At 65.0% G+C, this 15,820-nt stretch carries 17 protein-coding genes and 1 pseudogene; 6 read left to right on the forward strand and 12 right to left on the reverse strand.

Features of this window, described 5'->3' with window-relative positions; all coding sequences use genetic code 11:
* Positions 1-184: 184 nt before the first annotated feature.
* The 11 genes and pseudogenes from lolD to XANALMUS060_RS23005 form a co-directional block, all read right to left on the reverse strand.
* On the reverse strand, positions 185-934 hold the full coding sequence (gene lolD, locus XANALMUS060_RS07290) for a lipoprotein-releasing ABC transporter ATP-binding protein LolD (protein WP_045737826.1): 750 nt from the start codon (positions 932-934) through the stop codon (positions 185-187).
* A pseudogene (locus tag XANALMUS060_RS07295) lies at positions 927-1,367 on the reverse strand (FtsX-like permease family protein); the annotation flags it as partial. The gene lolD and the pseudogene XANALMUS060_RS07295, both read right to left, overlap by 8 nt.
* A gap of 112 nt (positions 1,368-1,479) precedes the next feature.
* Complete coding sequence (locus XANALMUS060_RS07300; protein WP_045737827.1) at positions 1,480-2,724, reverse strand: lipoprotein-releasing ABC transporter permease subunit; 1,245 nt, start codon at positions 2,722-2,724, stop codon at positions 1,480-1,482.
* A gap of 35 nt (positions 2,725-2,759) precedes the next feature.
* Entirely contained in the window at positions 2,760-3,200 is a 441-nt protein-coding gene (locus XANALMUS060_RS07305) for a hypothetical protein (protein WP_045737828.1), read from the reverse strand.
* Positions 3,151-3,399, reverse strand: a complete 249-nt coding sequence (locus tag XANALMUS060_RS07310; RefSeq protein WP_045737977.1) for a succinate dehydrogenase assembly factor 2 — start codon at positions 3,397-3,399, stop codon at positions 3,151-3,153. Before XANALMUS060_RS07310 ends, XANALMUS060_RS07305 begins: the two co-directional genes overlap by 50 nt.
* 133 nt (positions 3,400-3,532) lie before the next feature.
* The gene (locus XANALMUS060_RS07315) at positions 3,533-4,315 is read right to left on the reverse strand and encodes a succinate dehydrogenase iron-sulfur subunit (protein ID WP_045737829.1); all 783 of its coding nucleotides are present in this window, start codon (positions 4,313-4,315) and stop codon (positions 3,533-3,535) included.
* A 16-nt stretch (positions 4,316-4,331) separates the two neighbouring features.
* A complete protein-coding gene (locus XANALMUS060_RS07320; protein ID WP_045737830.1) occupies positions 4,332-4,529 on the reverse strand; it encodes a hypothetical protein in 198 nt (65 codons plus the stop codon).
* A 19-nt stretch (positions 4,530-4,548) separates the two neighbouring features.
* Entirely contained in the window at positions 4,549-6,339 is a 1,791-nt protein-coding gene (sdhA, locus tag XANALMUS060_RS07325; protein WP_045737831.1) for a succinate dehydrogenase flavoprotein subunit, read from the reverse strand.
* Positions 6,340-6,368: 29 nt separating this feature from the next.
* Positions 6,369-6,755: a succinate dehydrogenase, hydrophobic membrane anchor protein gene (sdhD, locus tag XANALMUS060_RS07330; protein ID WP_045737832.1), complete on the reverse strand. Its 387-nt coding sequence runs from the start codon at positions 6,753-6,755 to the stop codon at positions 6,369-6,371.
* Positions 6,752-7,144 (reverse strand): succinate dehydrogenase, cytochrome b556 subunit, encoded by a 393-nt coding sequence (gene sdhC / locus XANALMUS060_RS07335; RefSeq protein WP_045737833.1) that lies wholly within the window; start codon positions 7,142-7,144, stop codon positions 6,752-6,754. The genes sdhD and sdhC overlap by 4 nt, the downstream gene beginning before the upstream one ends.
* Before the next feature lie 60 nt (positions 7,145-7,204).
* The gene (locus XANALMUS060_RS23005; protein ID WP_200894021.1) at positions 7,205-7,513 is read right to left on the reverse strand and encodes a DUF1674 domain-containing protein; all 309 of its coding nucleotides are present in this window, start codon (positions 7,511-7,513) and stop codon (positions 7,205-7,207) included.
* On the opposite strand from XANALMUS060_RS23005, the gene XANALMUS060_RS07340 reads away from it, so the two are divergent.
* Positions 7,415-8,281, forward strand: a complete 867-nt coding sequence (locus tag XANALMUS060_RS07340) for a folate-binding protein YgfZ (protein WP_045737834.1) — start codon at positions 7,415-7,417, stop codon at positions 8,279-8,281. The two genes, XANALMUS060_RS23005 and XANALMUS060_RS07340, sit on opposite strands and share 99 nt — an antisense overlap.
* Positions 8,282-8,352: 71 nt before the next feature.
* Here the strand turns inward: XANALMUS060_RS07340 and ugpC are convergent, their stop codons facing one another.
* On the reverse strand, positions 8,353-9,441 hold the full coding sequence (gene ugpC / locus XANALMUS060_RS07345; protein ID WP_045737835.1) for a sn-glycerol-3-phosphate ABC transporter ATP-binding protein UgpC: 1,089 nt from the start codon (positions 9,439-9,441) through the stop codon (positions 8,353-8,355).
* A 441-nt stretch (positions 9,442-9,882) separates the two neighbouring features.
* On the opposite strand from ugpC, the gene zwf reads away from it, so the two are divergent.
* From zwf to XANALMUS060_RS07370, 5 genes are all read left to right on the forward strand, one after another.
* Positions 9,883-11,319 carry a glucose-6-phosphate dehydrogenase gene (gene zwf, locus XANALMUS060_RS07350; protein ID WP_045737978.1) on the forward strand — a complete coding sequence of 479 codons (1,437 nt, stop codon included), beginning with the start codon at positions 9,883-9,885 and terminating at the stop codon, positions 11,317-11,319.
* Positions 11,316-12,323, forward strand: coding sequence for a glucokinase (glk, locus tag XANALMUS060_RS07355; protein WP_045737836.1), 1,008 nt, complete (start codon positions 11,316-11,318; stop codon positions 12,321-12,323). The genes zwf and glk overlap by 4 nt, the downstream gene beginning before the upstream one ends.
* Positions 12,320-13,039: a 6-phosphogluconolactonase gene (gene pgl / locus XANALMUS060_RS07360; protein WP_045737837.1), complete on the forward strand. Its 720-nt coding sequence runs from the start codon at positions 12,320-12,322 to the stop codon at positions 13,037-13,039. Before glk ends, pgl begins: the two co-directional genes overlap by 4 nt.
* A 104-nt stretch (positions 13,040-13,143) precedes the next feature.
* Positions 13,144-15,060, forward strand: a complete 1,917-nt coding sequence (gene edd / locus XANALMUS060_RS07365) for a phosphogluconate dehydratase (RefSeq protein WP_045737838.1) — start codon at positions 13,144-13,146, stop codon at positions 15,058-15,060.
* Between the two features lie 88 nt (positions 15,061-15,148).
* Complete coding sequence (locus tag XANALMUS060_RS07370) at positions 15,149-15,802, forward strand: bifunctional 4-hydroxy-2-oxoglutarate aldolase/2-dehydro-3-deoxy-phosphogluconate aldolase (RefSeq protein ID WP_045727751.1); 654 nt, start codon at positions 15,149-15,151, stop codon at positions 15,800-15,802.
* Positions 15,803-15,820 lie beyond the last annotated feature (18 nt).

Raw genomic sequence — 15,820 nt, forward strand, 5'->3', positions numbered from 1 at the left:
GGCTCAGCCTCGCACAGCGGGCACAGCTTCCCTATCGGATAAACACCTCGCAAGGCATCGGAGTTTGCCGGTCGCCGCATGCACGCCGCCGCACACACGACAACGCGTCTGCACGATGCACACGCCGCCAAAACAGCGCAGACGCATCACGCCGCACGCGATACCGCAACATCGCGATGACGCATCAGACCTCGGCAGGGGCGAGTTCGCGCAACTTGCCCTGGTGCAGTTCCAATACCCGGTCAAGCTTGCGCGCCAGACCGCGATCATGCGTGACCAACACCAGGCTGGTGCCGTGTGCACGATTGAGTTCCAGCATCAGTGCGAAGACGTTGGCGGCGGTCTTATCGTCGAGATTGCCGGTGGGTTCGTCGCCAAGCACGCAGGCCGGGCGGTTGACCAGGGCGCGTGCCACAGCGGCACGCTGGCGTTCGCCACCGGACAATTCGCCCGGCTTGTGCTCCAGGCGATGACCAAGGCCAACCGATTCCAACAAGGCGCGCGCGCGCGCATCGGCGTCGTGCATCGGCGCCCCACTCAGCAGCACCGGCATCATCACGTTTTCCAACGCGGTGAATTCGGGTAGCAAATGATGAAACTGGTAGACGAATCCAAGCGAGCGATTGCGCAGTTGCCCACGTGCCGCGTCGGTCAGCGCCGACATGCGCTGACCGGCGACGTAGACCTCACCGGAGGTAGGGACGTCCAGGCCTCCCAACAAATGCAGCAAAGTACTTTTGCCTGCACCGGAGGCGCCGACGATGGCCACGGTCTCGCCCGGGGCCACGCTCAGGTCCAGTCCGTCGAACACCGGCGTGCGCATCTTGCCTTCGGCGTAGGTCTTGGCCAACGCTTCGGCACGAACGGCCGCCCCGCCCAACGGCGACACCGACGGCTGAGGATTTCCCATCGGCGATTGCGGTTGCTTATTCATAGCGCAGCGCCTCCGCTGGTTGCGTGCGGGCCGCGCGCCATGCCGGATACAACGTGGCCAGGAAACTCATCAACAACGCCACGACGGTGATCACGACCACATCGTGCGGCTGCATGTCGGTCGGCAAGCCGGTGATGTAGTACACATCCTCGGGCAGGAGTTTGATATTGAACACCGCTTCGATGGCCGCCAGGATCCGTTCCAGGTTCAATGTCAGCACGATGCCACCGATCACACCGGCGACGGTACCGATCACGCCGATCAACGTGCCCTGCACCATGAACACCTGCATCACCCCGCTCGGACTCAACCCAAGCGTGCGCAGAATCGCGATGTCGGCCTGCTTGTCGGTCACCAGCATCACCTGCGAGGACACCAGGTTGAACGCCCCCATCGCGATGATCAGCGACAGCAGGATGCCCATGACGGTCTTTGTGCGCATCTTGCCTTCGGCGTAGGTCTTGGCCAACGCTTCGGCACGAACGGCCGCCCCGCCCAACGGCGACACCGACGGCTGAGGATTTCCCATCGGCGATTGCGGTTGCTTATTCATAGCGCAGCGCCTCCGCTGGTTGCGTGCGGGCCGCGCGCCATGCCGGATACAACGTGGCCAGGAAACTCATCAACAACGCCACGACGGTGATCACGACCACATCGTGCGGCTGCATGTCGGTCGGCAAGCCGGTGATGTAGTACACATCCTCGGGCAGGAGTTTGATATTGAACACCGCTTCGATGGCCGCCAGGATCCGTTCCAGGTTCAATGTCAGCACGATGCCACCGATCACACCGGCGACGGTACCGATCACGCCGATCAACGTGCCCTGCACCATGAACACCTGCATCACCCCGCTCGGACTCAACCCAAGCGTGCGCAGAATCGCGATGTCGGCCTGCTTGTCGGTCACCAGCATCACCTGCGAGGACACCAGGTTGAACGCCCCCATCGCGATGATCAGCGACAGCAGGATGCCCATGACGGTCTTTTCCATCTTCAGTGACTGATAGAGGTTGGCGTTCTCGCGGGTCCAATCGCTGACCATGTATGGCCCACGCAGCTTCAACGCCAGATCGCGGGCCACGTTCCAGGCCAAGTCCATGTCGTGCAATTTCAACCGCACGCCCGTCACGCCGTCGCCCATGCGCAGCACTCGCTGCAAATCCGTCATGTTGGTCACCGCCAGACCACGGTCGACCTCGTTGTAGCCGGCCTCGAAGATACCGCTGACGGTGAAGCGCTTGTAACGCGGCACCATGCCCATCGGGCTGGCCTGCGGCTCACCGAGCATCACCACGACCTTGTCGCCCACGGCCACGCCCAACCACAACGCCAATTCCTGGCCGAGTACGATGTTGTAGGAACCGGGAGTCAAGCTGTCGACCGACCCCTGCTTCATCTTTTTCGCCAGTACCGAGACCTTGGCTTCCTCCGCAGGCACAATGCCGCGCACGATCGCCGGCTGGTTGCGCAGACCGGTCAACAGCGCCTCTTCCTCGACATAGGGCGCGGCACCGGCCACACGCTGGTCGTGCATCGCGACGTCCACCGCGTGCTGCCAGTCCTGCATCGGCGCGCCCTGCGCGCTGACCGTGGCATGCGCGGCCATCTGCAGCAGACGGTCGCGGATCTCCTTCTGGAAACCGCTCATCACCGCCAGCGTGGTGATCAACACGGTCACGCCCAGCGCGATGCCGAGGATCGAGGCCATGGAGATGAAGGAAATGAAATTATTGCGACGTTTGGCGCGCAGATAGCGCAGGCCGATGGCCACGGGTAAAGGTTTGAACATGCGCAGCCACCATCCAGGAAGCGCTATGGTGCCATTTACGGAGGCGCAGACGAAGCGGCATGGGCCTGTGCGGCCAGACGCAGTTCACGTCGTGCCGGCGCCGGCAGCGTATCGGGCCACCACACCAGATGTCGCAACCGCTCTTGCGCATCGCGCCAACGCACGAATGCCAATGGCCCGCGCCAATGAACTTGCAACGCGGCGACCGGCACGCCGTCCACGGTGGCAGTGCCGGGCCCGGCAGGGATCAGCACGATGCAAGGAAGACGCGCGGCTTCGCTGCGCAATAGCGCCAGCGCATACAGCAAGGCCAACAGTGCCGCCGGCCACGCCACGCCGCGCGGCAGGTCCGAACCGAGGATGGACAGCGGTGCCAAAACCCCCAGCAAGCTCAGCGCGGCCAGCAGCCAGCGCGAGGGACGCCACTCAAGCCGGCATGGCGCGGATGGTGGCGATGAGATCGGCGGCATGCGCATCGGGACAAGCCTCATACCCCATGAACCAGCGCCATAATTTATCGTCCTCGCAATCGAGCAGCGATAGGAAAACCCCGCGTTCGACTGTCGGTGCGTGTGCCCAGCGCTGATCAAGGTAGCGACCGAACAGTTGGTCCAGCTCGCGCATGCCGCGCCGGCAGCGCCAACGCAGCTTTTTCAGTTCGGTGGTGTCGTCCATCGTATCGACCCTTGCCTGGTGACGGCGCGCCGCAGCGGTCGCCGAAACAAACGCGGCACCGAATCGCAGAGTCGTTGCCGCGTGGTCGGCGGGCAAACCCGCCGCAGTGAGACGGCTCGCCGAGCCGAGCCGATCAGGCGCGGCGCGCCATCATCAATTTCTTGATTTCGGCAATCGCCAGCGCCGGGTTCAGCCCCTTCGGGCAGGTCCGCGCGCAGTTCATGATGGTATGGCAGCGATACAGCTTGAACGGGTCTTCCAGATCATCCAGGCGCGCACCGGTGTCCTCGTCACGCGAATCGATGATCCAGCGGTAGGCCTGCAGCAGGATGGCCGGCCCCAGATAGCGCTCGCCGTTCCACCAGTAGCTCGGGCAACTGGTCGAGCAGCAGGCGCATAGGATGCACTCGTACAGGCCGTCGAGCTTCTTACGATCCTCCGGCGACTGCAGCCGCTCGCGATCCGGCGGCGCTGGGGTCTGGGTGCGGATCCATGGCTTGATCGAGGCGTATTGGGCGTAGAAGTGGGTCAGGTCGGGGACCAGATCCTTGACCACGCTCATGTGCGGCAGCGGGTAGATCGGCACTTCCCGCTTGCCGCAATCGGCAATCGCCTTGGTACAGGCCAGCGTATTGGTGCCGTCGATATTCATCGCGCACGAACCACAGATCCCCTCGCGGCAGGAGCGGCGGAAGGTCAGGGTTGGGTCGATCTCGTTTTTGATCTTGATCAGCGCATCCAGAACCATCGGACCGCACGCGTCCAAATCCACCTCGTAGGTGTCGGTACGCGGATTGCTGTCGTCGTCCGGATTCCAGCGGTAGACCTTGAAGGTACGCACATTCTTCGCGCCCTTGGCGGGATAGTGCTTGCCTTTGCCGATCTTGGAATTCTTGGGGAGGCTGAACTCTGCCATGGCTGTTCTCGTTGGCTCAGGCTTGCGTGCGCGGGAAGGAGATCCGCACCGCACGCATGTTTAGGAAAAAAATGTCACTGACAATCGAGAGAGCGGCGCAGACCAAGGCCCTGACCTCTCTCTCGACACCCAGCATCGACCGTTCGAACAGGACGCGCAATGCCAACAGCAGCCCAAGCGCAATCACGGTCAGCGAGAGCATGTTGGATTGCATCGCCGATCCTGCCCTGGGATCAATACACGCGCGGCTTCGGCGGCACCACGTCCACGTCATTGCTGAGCGTGTACATGTGCACCGGGCGATAGTCGAAGCTGCACTGGCCCTTGTCGTCGACGGTGACCAAGGTGTGCTTCTGCCAGTTGGCGTCGTCGCGTTCCGGGAAATCCTCGTGCGCGTGCGCGCCGCGGCTTTCCTTGCGTTGTTCGGCCGAGTTGATCGTCGCCACCGCGTTGAGCAGCAGGTTGTTCAATTCATAGGTCTCGATCAGATCGGAATTCCACACCAACGAGCGGTCGGACACTTTCACATCCTCGAAGCTGGCGAAGATCTCCGCCATCTTGTCCACGCCTTCCTTCAGCGTCTTGCTGGTACGGAACACCGCAGCATCGGACTGCATGGTGCGCTGCATTTTGTCGCGAATCACCGAGGTCGGGGTGCTGCCGTTGGCGTGGCGCAGCTTGTCCAGCATGCTCAATGCCTTGTCGCAGGCGTCGCCCGGCAGATCCTTGTGCGGCGCATCGGTCTTGATCGTTTGGGCACAGCGGTTGGCCACCGCGCGTCCGAATACCACCAGATCCAGCAACGAGTTGGACCCAAGACGGTTGGCGCCATGCACCGACACACAGGCCGCCTCGCCGATGGCGTAGAGGCCGGGCACCACCGCATCCGGGTTGTCGCCGTCCTTACGCACCACTTCGCCGTGATAGTTGGTGGGGATGCCGCCCATGTTGTAGTGCACGGTCGGCAACACCGGAATCGGTTGTTTATGCACATCGACACCGGCGAAGATGCGCGCGCTCTCGGCGATGCCGGGCAATTTTTCGTCGATCACGCCTGGCCCCAGGTGGGTCAGGTCGAGCAGGATGTGATCCTTGTGTTCGCCGACACCGCGACCTTCGCGGATCTCGATGGTCATCGAACGCGACACCACATCGCGCGAGGCCAGGTCCTTGTAGTGCGGTGCATAGCGCTCCATGAAACGCTCGCCGCTGCTGTTGCGCAGAATGCCGCCTTCGCCGCGCACGCCCTCGGTGATCAGGCAGCCGGCGCCATAGATGCCGGTTGGATGAAACTGCACGAACTCCATGTCCTGCACCGGCAGGCCAGCGCGCATCACCAAGCCACCACCGTCGCCGGTGCAGGTATGCGCCGAGGTAGCGCTGAAGTAGGCACGACCATAGCCGCCGGTGGCCAGCACCACGCCATGGGCGCGGAACAGGTGCAGCGATCCCTCGGCCATATCCAGCGCCAGCACGCCACGGCACACACCCTCTTGGTCGAAGATCAGGTCGAGCGCGAAGTACTCGACCATGAAACGTGCGTTGTGCGCCAGCGACTGTTGGTACAGGGTGTGCAACATGGCATGACCGGTGCGGTCGGCCGCGGCGCAGGTGCGCTGCGCCGATGGGCCTTCGCCGTATTTGGTGGTCATGCCGCCGAACGGACGTTGATAGATCTTGCCGTCCTCGGTACGGCTGAACGGCACGCCGTAGTGTTCGAGCTCGATGATCGCCGGGATCGCCTCGCGGCACATGTATTCGATGGCGTCCTGGTCGCCCAGCCAGTCCGACCCCTTGATGGTGTCGTAGAAGTGGTAGCGCCAATCGTCCTCGCCCATGTTGCCGAGCGCGGCGGAAATACCACCCTGCGCGGCCACGGTGTGCGAGCGGGTCGGGAAGACCTTGGTCAGGCAGACCGTCTGCAGGCCCTTCTGGGCCAGGCCGAAGGTCGCACGCAAACCAGCGCCGCCGGCGCCGACGACGACCATGTCGTACTTGTGTTCGGTGATCTTGTAAGCGGACATCGAGTCTGAATTCCTGTTACGGGCGCCGATCAGGCGCTGCCCAGCGCAATGCGGGCGACCGCGAATACACCGACGATTGCGCCGAGCACGGCGATGAACTTCACCATGGTCTGCAGCGCCACGGCCAGCAGCGAGTTGTGCACGTAGTCTTCGACAATCACCTGCAATCCGATCTGCGCATGCCAGAACATCGCGATCAGGAAACCGACCAGCAGCATGGCATTCCATGGTTTGGCGACCGCCTGGGTCGCGGTGACATAGTCGGCACCGAGCAGGCCCAGCACGAACGTCAGGAACCAGATGGTCAGGCCGACCAGGGCGGTAGCGGTGAGCCGCTGCAGCACGAAGTGTTCGGTGCCGGACTTGGCCGCGCCCAGGCCGCGCACGTTCTTCAGCGGGGTACGGTAACGATTCATGCGGCAGCTCCGGTGAGGACGTCCACCCAGATCAGCGCCACGATGACCAGACTACCGATCACCGACAGACAGCTACTGCGCAAGAACGCAGGAATGCTGAAGCCGTGACCGAAGTCCTGCACGATGTGACGCAGGCCGTTGCACAGGTGGTAGGCGAACGCCCAACTCCAGGCGAACAGGAACACTTGGCCGTACCAGGTGCCCGCCATTGCACGGAAGCAGTCCCAGGAGGCCTGCCCGCGCATCAGCACCAACAGCGCGGCGACGATGACCAAGGCACCGAACGCCAGCACGATGCCGGTGGCGCGGTGCAAGATGGACGTGACCATCTGGATCTGCCAACGATAGACCTGCAGATGGGGAGAGAGGGGACGTTCACGGGTCGCCATGCGCTTGGCTCGTTATCTCGGCTGGGCGGCGTGCTTAAGGCCGCGTTGGCTCACAACTGCTCAGAAATCGATGCAGCGTCCGTTTTTCTCCCAGTCGCCGTAGCGCGTCGGCTCGAGGCCGCCGCGCCCGCCGATCTCCTTCGGCGCAGGCGCCGGACGCGGAGGTGTCTCCTCGGCAGGCCGCTGCGTTTTGGGATCGGACTCGGGTATGGGGGTTGGTTGGCCTATCATAAGGGTCTCACAACAACTCAATTTTAGTCCTCCACTCTCGTGCCTGACAACCTGAATCTGGATTCCGGCGGTTTTTCCGCCCTGCCACACCTGGAGTACGTTGCATTGCGCGGCCCGGATGCAGTCGCCTTTGCTCATGCGCAGTTCGCCAACGACGTGCAAGCACTGCAAGTGGGGCAGTGGCAATGGAACGCCTGGCTCAACACGAAAGGCCGGGTGATCGTGCTGTTCGCGCTGTTGCGACAGGCAGAGGACACGCTGCTGGCCTTGCTGCCCGATGGCGGCGCAGCCGAACTGGCCACGGCGCTGGGCCGCTTCGTGTTCCGGCGCAAGCTGCGCATCGCCGCAGAAGACGATCTGCGCGCCCACGGCCGGCTGAGCCTGCCGGCGCAGGCACACGGTGCGCTGTCGGCGACCGGCGAGGACGGAGCGATCGAGCTGGACATGGGAGGCGATGGCCTGCCGCGCACGCTACGCATGCTGCCGGCGCAGGCCGGTCATGCAGCCGAGCAGACCGTCGTGGATGCTTGGCGCGAGGCCGACCTGCGCCTGGGCTTGGCCCGGCTGGACCCGAGCCAGCGCGAACAATGGACCCCGCAACAACTCGGGCTGGACCGGCTGCACGCCTTCAGCGTCAAAAAGGGCTGTTATCCGGGCCAGGAAATCGTCGCCCGCACCCATTTCCTGGGCAAGGCCAAACGTGGGTTGCAATTATTGGAACTGGAAGTCCCGGTCGCAGCCGGTGCGCCGGTCCTGCGCGAAGGCGAGACAATCGGCAGCGTAGTCAGCGCTGCCGGCGCGCTGGCGCTGGCGGTACTACCACTGGAAGAGGCACCGCCCAACGGACTGCAGGTCCAAGCACGCACCGCGCACTGGCAGCCGCTGCGCGAAGGGCTGGCACGCTGAGCGCGCACGCCATGCAGCCACGGCCACATGCGAGCCGTCGCGCGCGGCGCCGTGGCAATGCCGGCGCACCTTCAGGCTGCCGCCAGCCGATTGCCGCTGTCAGGATCGAAGAAATGCAGCGCCGCGCCGCGTACCGCCACCGGCAGATGCTCGCCCAGCCCTGGCAGCGCGCGCGGCGCGACCCGCATCACCAACGGTTGCGCACCATGGCGGAGGTTGACGAAAATCTCGTTACCGACCGGCTCCACCACATCCACGATCGCATCGAATCCTCCCTGTCCAGCCTCGCTAGGCTGCAGATGCTCCGGACGCACGCCGATCGCGATCTGCCGACCAATCCACTGCGGCGCGACCTGCGCGCCCGGCAACGGTACCCGACTGGCGTCGGCCAGTTGCAACTGCAAGCCGTCGTCTTCGAGCAATTGCCCACGCAGCACATTCATTGCCGGACTGCCGAGAAAGCCCGCCACGAACAGATTGGCCGGGCGCTCGTACAGTGCCATCGGCGCATCGATCTGCTGGATGACCCCATCCTTGAGCACGACGATACGCTGACCCAGGGTCATCGCCTCGACCTGATCGTGGGTGACGTAAATCATGGTGGTGCCGAGTTTGCGATGCAGCTGCGCGATCTCGGTGCGCACCGTGTGGCGCAGCTTGGCATCCAGGTTGGAAAGCGGCTCGTCGAGCAGGAACACCGCCGGCTCGCGCACCAGCGCGCGGCCCAGGGCCACGCGCTGACGCTGGCCACCGGACATGGCGCGCGGCAACTTGTCCAGCATCGGGGTCAGGCCCAGGGTCTGCGCGGCGGCGGCCACGCGCTGACGAATGACCGCCTTGCTCTCCCCACGCAACTTGAGCCCAAACGCCAGGTTCTCGGCCACGGTCATGTGCGGATACAAGGCATAGCTCTGAAACACCATGGCGATGTCGCGATCCTTCGGCGCCACCTCGTTGACCACACGCTCGCCGATACGCAATTGGCCGCCGCTGATCTCCTCCAGGCCGGCGATCATCCGCAGCAACGTGGACTTGCCGCAGCCCGACGGCCCGACCAGCACCATCAGCTCGCCATCGGCCACGTCAAAACTGGCCCCCTGCACGGCCACCTGACCGTTGTCGTAGACCTTGCGAATGTTGTCCAGTCGTACTTTGGCCATCGTGCGGTATCCGGTTTACGGCAAAAGGAACAGGCTGCCGCCGGTCCCACCCGAAGGCGGTGCATGCGTATGCCCATGCGGGTCGCATCGTGCCGGCTCAGCGGCAACAATGACCCACGATACGGTATTCTGACATGCAACCGTTTCCACGATCCGCCCTTGCCCGGCGGGAGGTCCTGTACGTGATTGGCCGCCACCGATCCGGCGCGCGACGCATCAGGACACTGCTGCTTGAGGCATTAGAGAGGTATCCTCAGAGGTCTTGCAGTCGTATTCCTCTCTCGCATCGCACGCTCGCGCCCGACGACCATCCCCCGTTGTGCCTTCGTCTGCGCCGCAGAACAGATACCGTCTGCGCCCGCCACACGCTTGCCAACACCACGCAACTAAAACCAGCCACTAGTGATTGACGACATGTCACCCGAAACCGAAATCCGGTCGATGCACGATACCTTCCTGTTGTTCGGCGCCACCGGCGACCTGGCCCAGCGCTACCTGTTCCCATCGCTACTGCGCATGCTCGACGATGGCTTCCTGGCGGACGATTTCCGCATTCGCGCGCTGGCACTGTCGCCGCACGATACCGCCAAGTTCCACGCGCTGCTCAAGCCGCGCCTGCACGCGGCGATGCCACAGATCGACGAGTCCATCGTGCAGGCGCTGCTGGCCCGCATCGACTACCGCTCGGTGGACCTGCGCAACCCAGAATCGGTCGCCGACGCAGTGCGCGACCTGAGCGCGCGCAAGTGCGTGAGTTACCTGGCGATCCCGCCGGGGCTCTACATCAGCACCTGCCAGGGTCTGGCCTTGGGCGGCGCGCTGGCCGCGCCGAACCGTCTGATGCTGGAAAAGCCGATCGGCCACGACTCGGACAACGCGCACGAGATCCTGCAATCGATCGGCGCGCTGATCGACGAAGACCGCGTGTTCCGCCTGGATCACTACCTGGGCAAGGCGGCGGTGCAGAACCTGATCGCCCTGCGCTTCGGCAACACGCTGCTGGAGGCGGTGTGGAACCGCAACTACATCGAGTCGGTGGATATTCTGGTCGCCGAAAGCGAAGGCGTGGATGGCCGCGACGCCTACTATGCGCGCTCCGGCGCACTGCGCGACATGGTGCAAAGCCATATCCTGCAGTTGCTATGCCTGGTGGCGATGGAGCCACCGGCCTCACTGGAAGCGGACCGTATCCGCGACGAGAAGGTCAAGGTGCTGCGCGCGTTGCGTCCGCTGGAGGCGGCCCACGCCGCGCGCGACAGCGTGCGCGGGCGCTACACCGCCGGCACCGTCAACGGCGAGCCGGCGCAGGCCTACCAGCCGCCGGAAGGCAGCGACGTGGAGACCTTCGTCGCAGTCACCGCCCACATCGACAACTGGCGCTGGGCCGGGGTGCCGTTCCGGCTATGTACCGGCAAACGCATGGCCGAGCGCTCCACCCGCGTGGTGGTCACGCTCAAGCCGGTCACCCACTGGCTGTTCGAGCGGCCGACCGCGCAACAGGCGACGCCGAACCGGCTGACCTTCCAGTTGCAACCCCAGGAAAATATCGAACTGGACCTGATGAGCAGCCTGGCCGGCCCGGAATGGGGCGCGCTGGAGCTGCAGCCGCTGGAACTGGAACTATCGGTGCCGACCGGGTTGCACCGACGCATCGCCTACGAGCGACTGATGCTCGACGCACTCAACGGCAACCACGCCCTGTTCGTGCGCGACGACGAAGTGCGCGCCGCCTGGGCCTGGATCGACAGCGTCAGCGACGCGTGGGCGCAGGCACGGCTGCCCTTGCAGCTCTATCCGGCCGGCAGTTGGGGGCCGCAGGAAGCGCAAGCCTACGTCTCGGCCACGCCACCTAAACCCGCGCCGCGAGACACACCATGAGTGCACCGCAGCGACCAGTCCTGGTCGCGGACATCGGCGGCACCAACGCGCGCTTCGCCCTCGCCGACCTGGACGCCTCCACCCCGCTGCTCAACGACAGCACCCAGACCTATGCGGTGGTGGAATTTCCATCGCTAGGCGACGCCGCCCGTCACTACCTGGAGCAGACCGGCGTGGACGCGCGCAGTGGCGTGTTCGCAGTGGCCGGGCGGGTGGACGGGGACGAAGCACGCATCACCAACCATCCCTGGGTGATCTCGCGTTCGCGTACCGGCAGCATGCTCGGCTTCGACGTCCTGCACCTGATCAACGACTTCGCCGCGCAGGCGATGGCGATCAACCTGCTGCAACCGCAGGACGTGGTCCAGGTCGGTGGCGCGAGCTGGAGCCCGGCGGCAATCGAAGGGTCGCGCAACTACGCCGTGATCGGTCCCGGCACCGGCCTGGGTGTCGGCGGGCTGCTGGTCCGCGGTAGCCGCAGCTATCCGCTGGAAACCGAGGGCGGCCACGTCAGCTTTCCGCCGGGTACGCCAGAAGAAATCCGCATTCTGGAGCTGCTCTCGCAGCAGTTCGGCCGCGTCTCCAACGAACGCCTGGTGTGTGGCCCTGGCCTGGTCAACATCCACCGCGCGCTCAGCGAGATGGCCGGCGACGATCCAGGCCCACTGAAACCGGAAGACATCTCCGCGCGAGCCGCCCAGGGCGATTACCGCGCCATGCGGACCATTCAAGTGTTTTGCGCGGTCTTCGGCGCCATCGCCGGGGATTTGGTCCTGGTGCATGGCGCCTGGGACGGGGTCTTCCTGACCGGCGGGTTGGTGCCGAGGATGCTCGACGCAATTCAGCACTCCGGTTTCCGCCAGCGCTTCGAGCATAAAGGCCGATTTTCGTCGATCATGGCGCGGGTACCCTCGCTGGCGGTGATCCACCCTCGTCCCGGCCTGCTCGGCGCCGCTGCCTATGCAGTGGATGTCGCGCGGCAATCTCCAGGAGCCATGGCATGAGCGCCACGTTGTCCGACCGCATCACCCTGATCCGCTACGACGATCCAGACGAATGGATCGACGCGGCTGCGGCCGAGATCGGCAACGCGTTAGCAGAGGAAATCCAACGCCGCGGCAGTGCGCGCCTGCTACTTTCCGGCGGCACCACACCGGCACCGGTGTACCAGGCGCTGGCCGAACTGCCGCTGGATTGGTCAAAGCTGGAGGTCGGCTTGGTCGACGAACGCTGGCTGTCGCCGCAGGACAGCGACAGCAATGCCTATCTGATTCGACACAGCCTGCTGGACCGCGCCGAGGAGGCACGCTTCGAACCGCTGGTGCGGGTCGGTAAGCCGCTGCAGGATTGCGTGCATGCCGCCAACCTGCACGCCCAACACGCGCCGTCCGCGTGCGTGGCGGTGCTGGGCATGGGCGGCGACGGCCACACAGCTTCGCTATTCCCCGGTGCCACCGACCTGAACAAGGCCCTGACCACCCCGCTCCCCTACGCCGCGCTGGATGCCACCGGCTGCCCCGGCGCCAATACTTGGCCGCGGCGCATCACCCTGACACCAGCCGGCCTGGCACCAATCGGTCAGCGCTTGTTGCTGTTGCGCGGCAAGCAGAAACTGCAGGTGCTGGAGCATGCGCTAGCCGGCACCGATCCACACGAATTCCCGATCCGCGTCGCGTTCGATACGCCGGGTGCGCGTTTGCGCGTGCACTGGTGCGAGTAGTCGAGCCGGAATCCGGAACCCGATGCCCGGGATCCGGAACAGCCGCGTACGCCAGCTGCTTTTGCCGCCCCCTGGCCCCTACCCCTCCGTAACCATTTCAGCCAATGACCCTGCATCCCAAACTTCATGCGATCACCGAGCGTATCCGCGTGCGCAGTGCGCCGTCGCGGCACGCCTACCTGGCCGGCATCGACGCCGCACTGCGCGAGGGGCCATTTCGCAGCCGCCTGAGTTGCGGCAACCTCGCCCACGGTTTCGCCGCCTGCGGGCCCACCGACAAGAGTCGCCTCGAAGGCGGGATCACCCCGAACCTCGGCATCATCACCGCCTACAACGACATGCTCTCGGCACACCAGCCGTTTGAGCACTACCCGGAACTCATCCGCAACACCGCCCGCGCGCTTGGCGCCACCGCACAAGTGGCAGGCGGTGTACCGGCGATGTGCGACGGTGTGACTCAAGGCCGGCCGGGCATGGAGCTGTCGCTGTTCTCGCGCGACGTGATCGCACAAGCCACCGCTATCGGCCTGAGCCACGACATGTTCGACACCAGCCTGTATCTGGGCGTGTGCGACAAGATCGTGCCGGGCTTGCTGATTGGCGCACTGGCCTTCGGGCACCTGCCAGCGATCTTCGTTCCTGCCGGCCCGATGCCACCCGGCATTCCCAACAAACAAAAAGCCGAAGTGCGCGAGCGTTACGCCGCCGGTCAGGCCACCCGCGAGGAGTTACTGGCAGCCGAGTCGGCCTCCTACCATGCCCCTGGCACCTGCACTTTCTACGGTACCGCCAACTCCAACCAGGTGCTGCTGGAAGCGATGGGCGTGCAGCTCCCCGGCGCATCCTTCGTCAATCCTGGCACCCCGCTGCGCGAGGCACTGACCCAACAGGCGACCGAACGCGCGCTGCGCATCACCGCGCTGGGCAACGACTTTCGCCCGCTTGGCCGTCTCATCGACGAGCGTGCCATCGTCAACGCCGTGGTTGCACTGATGGCCACCGGCGGTTCCACCAACCACACCATCCACTGGCTGGCGGTGGCGCGTGCGGCCGGCATCGTGCTGACCTGGGACGACCTGGACGCCCTGTCGCAAATGGTGCCGCTGCTGGCCCGCGTGTATCCGAACGGCGACGCCGACGTGAACCACTTCGCTGCCGCCGGCGGCATCGGCTTCGTGTTCCGCGAGTTGATGGACGCTGGACTGATGCACGACGACTTGCCCACCGTGGTCCCCGGTGGCATGCGCGCCTACGCCGACGAGCCATGCGTACGAAACGGCGCGCTGGCCTACGCGCCGAGCCCGGCCAAGAGCGGCGATGAAGCCGTCGTGCGCCCGGCCGCCAACCCATTCGAAGCGCAAGGCGGCTTGCGCCTGCTACGCGGCAACCTCGGTCGCTCGCTGATCAAGCTATCGGCGGTGAAGCCGCAATTCCGCACCATCGAGGCACCGGCGGTCGTCATCGATGCGCCACAGGCGCTGAACAAACTGCACGCCGCTGGCGCGCTGCCGCACGATTTTGTGGTCGTGCTGCGCTACCAGGGTCCGCGTGCCAATGGCATGCCCGAACTGCACTCGCTGGCGCCGCTACTGGGCCTGTTGCAGAACCAGGGCCGGCGCGTGGCGTTGGTCACCGACGGACGTTTGTCCGGCGCGTCGGGCAAGTTCCCGGCAGCCATCCACGTCACCCCGGAAGCAGCGCGCGGCGGCCCCATCGCCTGCGTGCGCGAAGGCGATATCGTGCGCCTGGACGGCGAAGCCGGCACCCTGGAAGTGCTGGTGGACGCCAACGAATGGGCCGCACGCACGCCAGCGCCGAACACGGCGCCAGCCGCGCACGACATCGGTCGCAATCTGTTCGGGATCAACCGCCGCGTGGTCGGCCCCGCCGACCAGGGCGCGCTCTCGATCTCCTGTGGCCCACCTGCGGCCGACGGCGACCTGTGGAACTACGACGCCGAGTACGAACTTGGACACGACGCGGAAGCCGCTGCCGCACCACACGAGGCCAAGGACGCCTGAGCGACTCTCGTATCGCTCCGACCACCCCCACCCTGCCCCAGGCCACTCGCGGCCTGGGCCTCGACGCGTACATCAATCAGAGACCCTCATGACCATCGCCGAACACCAGACCAAGGCCGAGCAATTGCTGCGCGCGGCCGGCATCCTGCCCGTCGTGACCGTGCACAGCCTGGAAGAAGCCCGCCGCGTTTCTGCCGCGTTGCTGGAAGGCGGACTGCCGGCAATCGAACTGACCCTGCGAACGCCCGTTGCCTTGGAAGCGCTGGCAATGCTCAAGCGCGAATTGCCGGATATCGTCATCGGTGCCGGCACGGTACTCAACGCGAGTCAGTTGCAGCAATCGATCGATGCCGGCGCCGATTTCATCGTGACCCCGGGCACCACGCCGATGCTGGCCGAGGCATTGGCGCGAGCACCACTGCCGGTGGTGCCAGGCGCGGGCACGCCGAGCGAACTGATGGCACTGATGGAGCGTGGCTTCCGCGTGTGCAAGCTATTCCCCGCCTCGGCGGTCGGCGGCCTGGCAATGCTCAAGGGACTGGCCGGTCCGCTGGCCGACTTGAAACTATGCCCCACCGGTGGAATCGGCGAGAGCACGGCTGCCGAATATCTGACGCAACCGAACGTGGTCTGCATCGGCGGCTCGTGGATGGTGCCGAAAGAGTGGCTAGCCAACGGCCAGTGGGACAAGGTCCGCGAGAGCTCCGCCAAGGCGGCGGCGATCGTCGCCGGAACCCGGTAAGGTCAACAAGTCCGAATC

Source organism: Xanthomonas sp. MUS 060 (assembly GCF_000963215.1).
GTDB lineage: Bacteria > Pseudomonadota > Gammaproteobacteria > Xanthomonadales > Xanthomonadaceae > Xanthomonas_A.

What these genes read in the sequence shown, in the direction of transcription:
- zwf (WP_045737978.1), top strand. Translation starts at nt 9,883, where the DNA reads ATGCACGATACCTTCCTGTTGTTCGGCGCCACCGGCGACCTGGCCCAG.
- XANALMUS060_RS07320 (WP_045737830.1), bottom strand. Translation starts at nt 4,529, where the DNA reads ATGCAATCCAACATGCTCTCGCTGACCGTGATTGCGCTTGGGCTGCTG.
- XANALMUS060_RS07370 (WP_045727751.1), top strand. Translation starts at nt 15,149, where the DNA reads ATGACCATCGCCGAACACCAGACCAAGGCCGAGCAATTGCTGCGCGCG.
- XANALMUS060_RS07315 (WP_045737829.1), bottom strand. Translation starts at nt 4,315, where the DNA reads ATGGCAGAGTTCAGCCTCCCCAAGAATTCCAAGATCGGCAAAGGCAAG.
- XANALMUS060_RS07305 (WP_045737828.1), bottom strand. Translation starts at nt 3,200, where the DNA reads ATGCGCATGCCGCCGATCTCATCGCCACCATCCGCGCCATGCCGGCTT.
- pgl (WP_045737837.1), top strand. Translation starts at nt 12,320, where the DNA reads ATGAGCGCCACGTTGTCCGACCGCATCACCCTGATCCGCTACGACGAT.
- XANALMUS060_RS07300 (WP_045737827.1), bottom strand. Translation starts at nt 2,724, where the DNA reads ATGTTCAAACCTTTACCCGTGGCCATCGGCCTGCGCTATCTGCGCGCC.
- XANALMUS060_RS07310 (WP_045737977.1), bottom strand. Translation starts at nt 3,399, where the DNA reads ATGGACGACACCACCGAACTGAAAAAGCTGCGTTGGCGCTGCCGGCGC.
- sdhA (WP_045737831.1), bottom strand. Translation starts at nt 6,339, where the DNA reads ATGTCCGCTTACAAGATCACCGAACACAAGTACGACATGGTCGTCGTC.
- glk (WP_045737836.1), top strand. Translation starts at nt 11,316, where the DNA reads ATGAGTGCACCGCAGCGACCAGTCCTGGTCGCGGACATCGGCGGCACC.
- edd (WP_045737838.1), top strand. Translation starts at nt 13,144, where the DNA reads ATGACCCTGCATCCCAAACTTCATGCGATCACCGAGCGTATCCGCGTG.
- XANALMUS060_RS23005 (WP_200894021.1), bottom strand. Translation starts at nt 7,513, where the DNA reads ATGAGCAAAGGCGACTGCATCCGGGCCGCGCAATGCAACGTACTCCAG.
- sdhC (WP_045737833.1), bottom strand. Translation starts at nt 7,144, where the DNA reads ATGGCGACCCGTGAACGTCCCCTCTCTCCCCATCTGCAGGTCTATCGT.
- sdhD (WP_045737832.1), bottom strand. Translation starts at nt 6,755, where the DNA reads ATGAATCGTTACCGTACCCCGCTGAAGAACGTGCGCGGCCTGGGCGCG.
- lolD (WP_045737826.1), bottom strand. Translation starts at nt 934, where the DNA reads ATGAATAAGCAACCGCAATCGCCGATGGGAAATCCTCAGCCGTCGGTG.
- ugpC (WP_045737835.1), bottom strand. Translation starts at nt 9,441, where the DNA reads ATGGCCAAAGTACGACTGGACAACATTCGCAAGGTCTACGACAACGGT.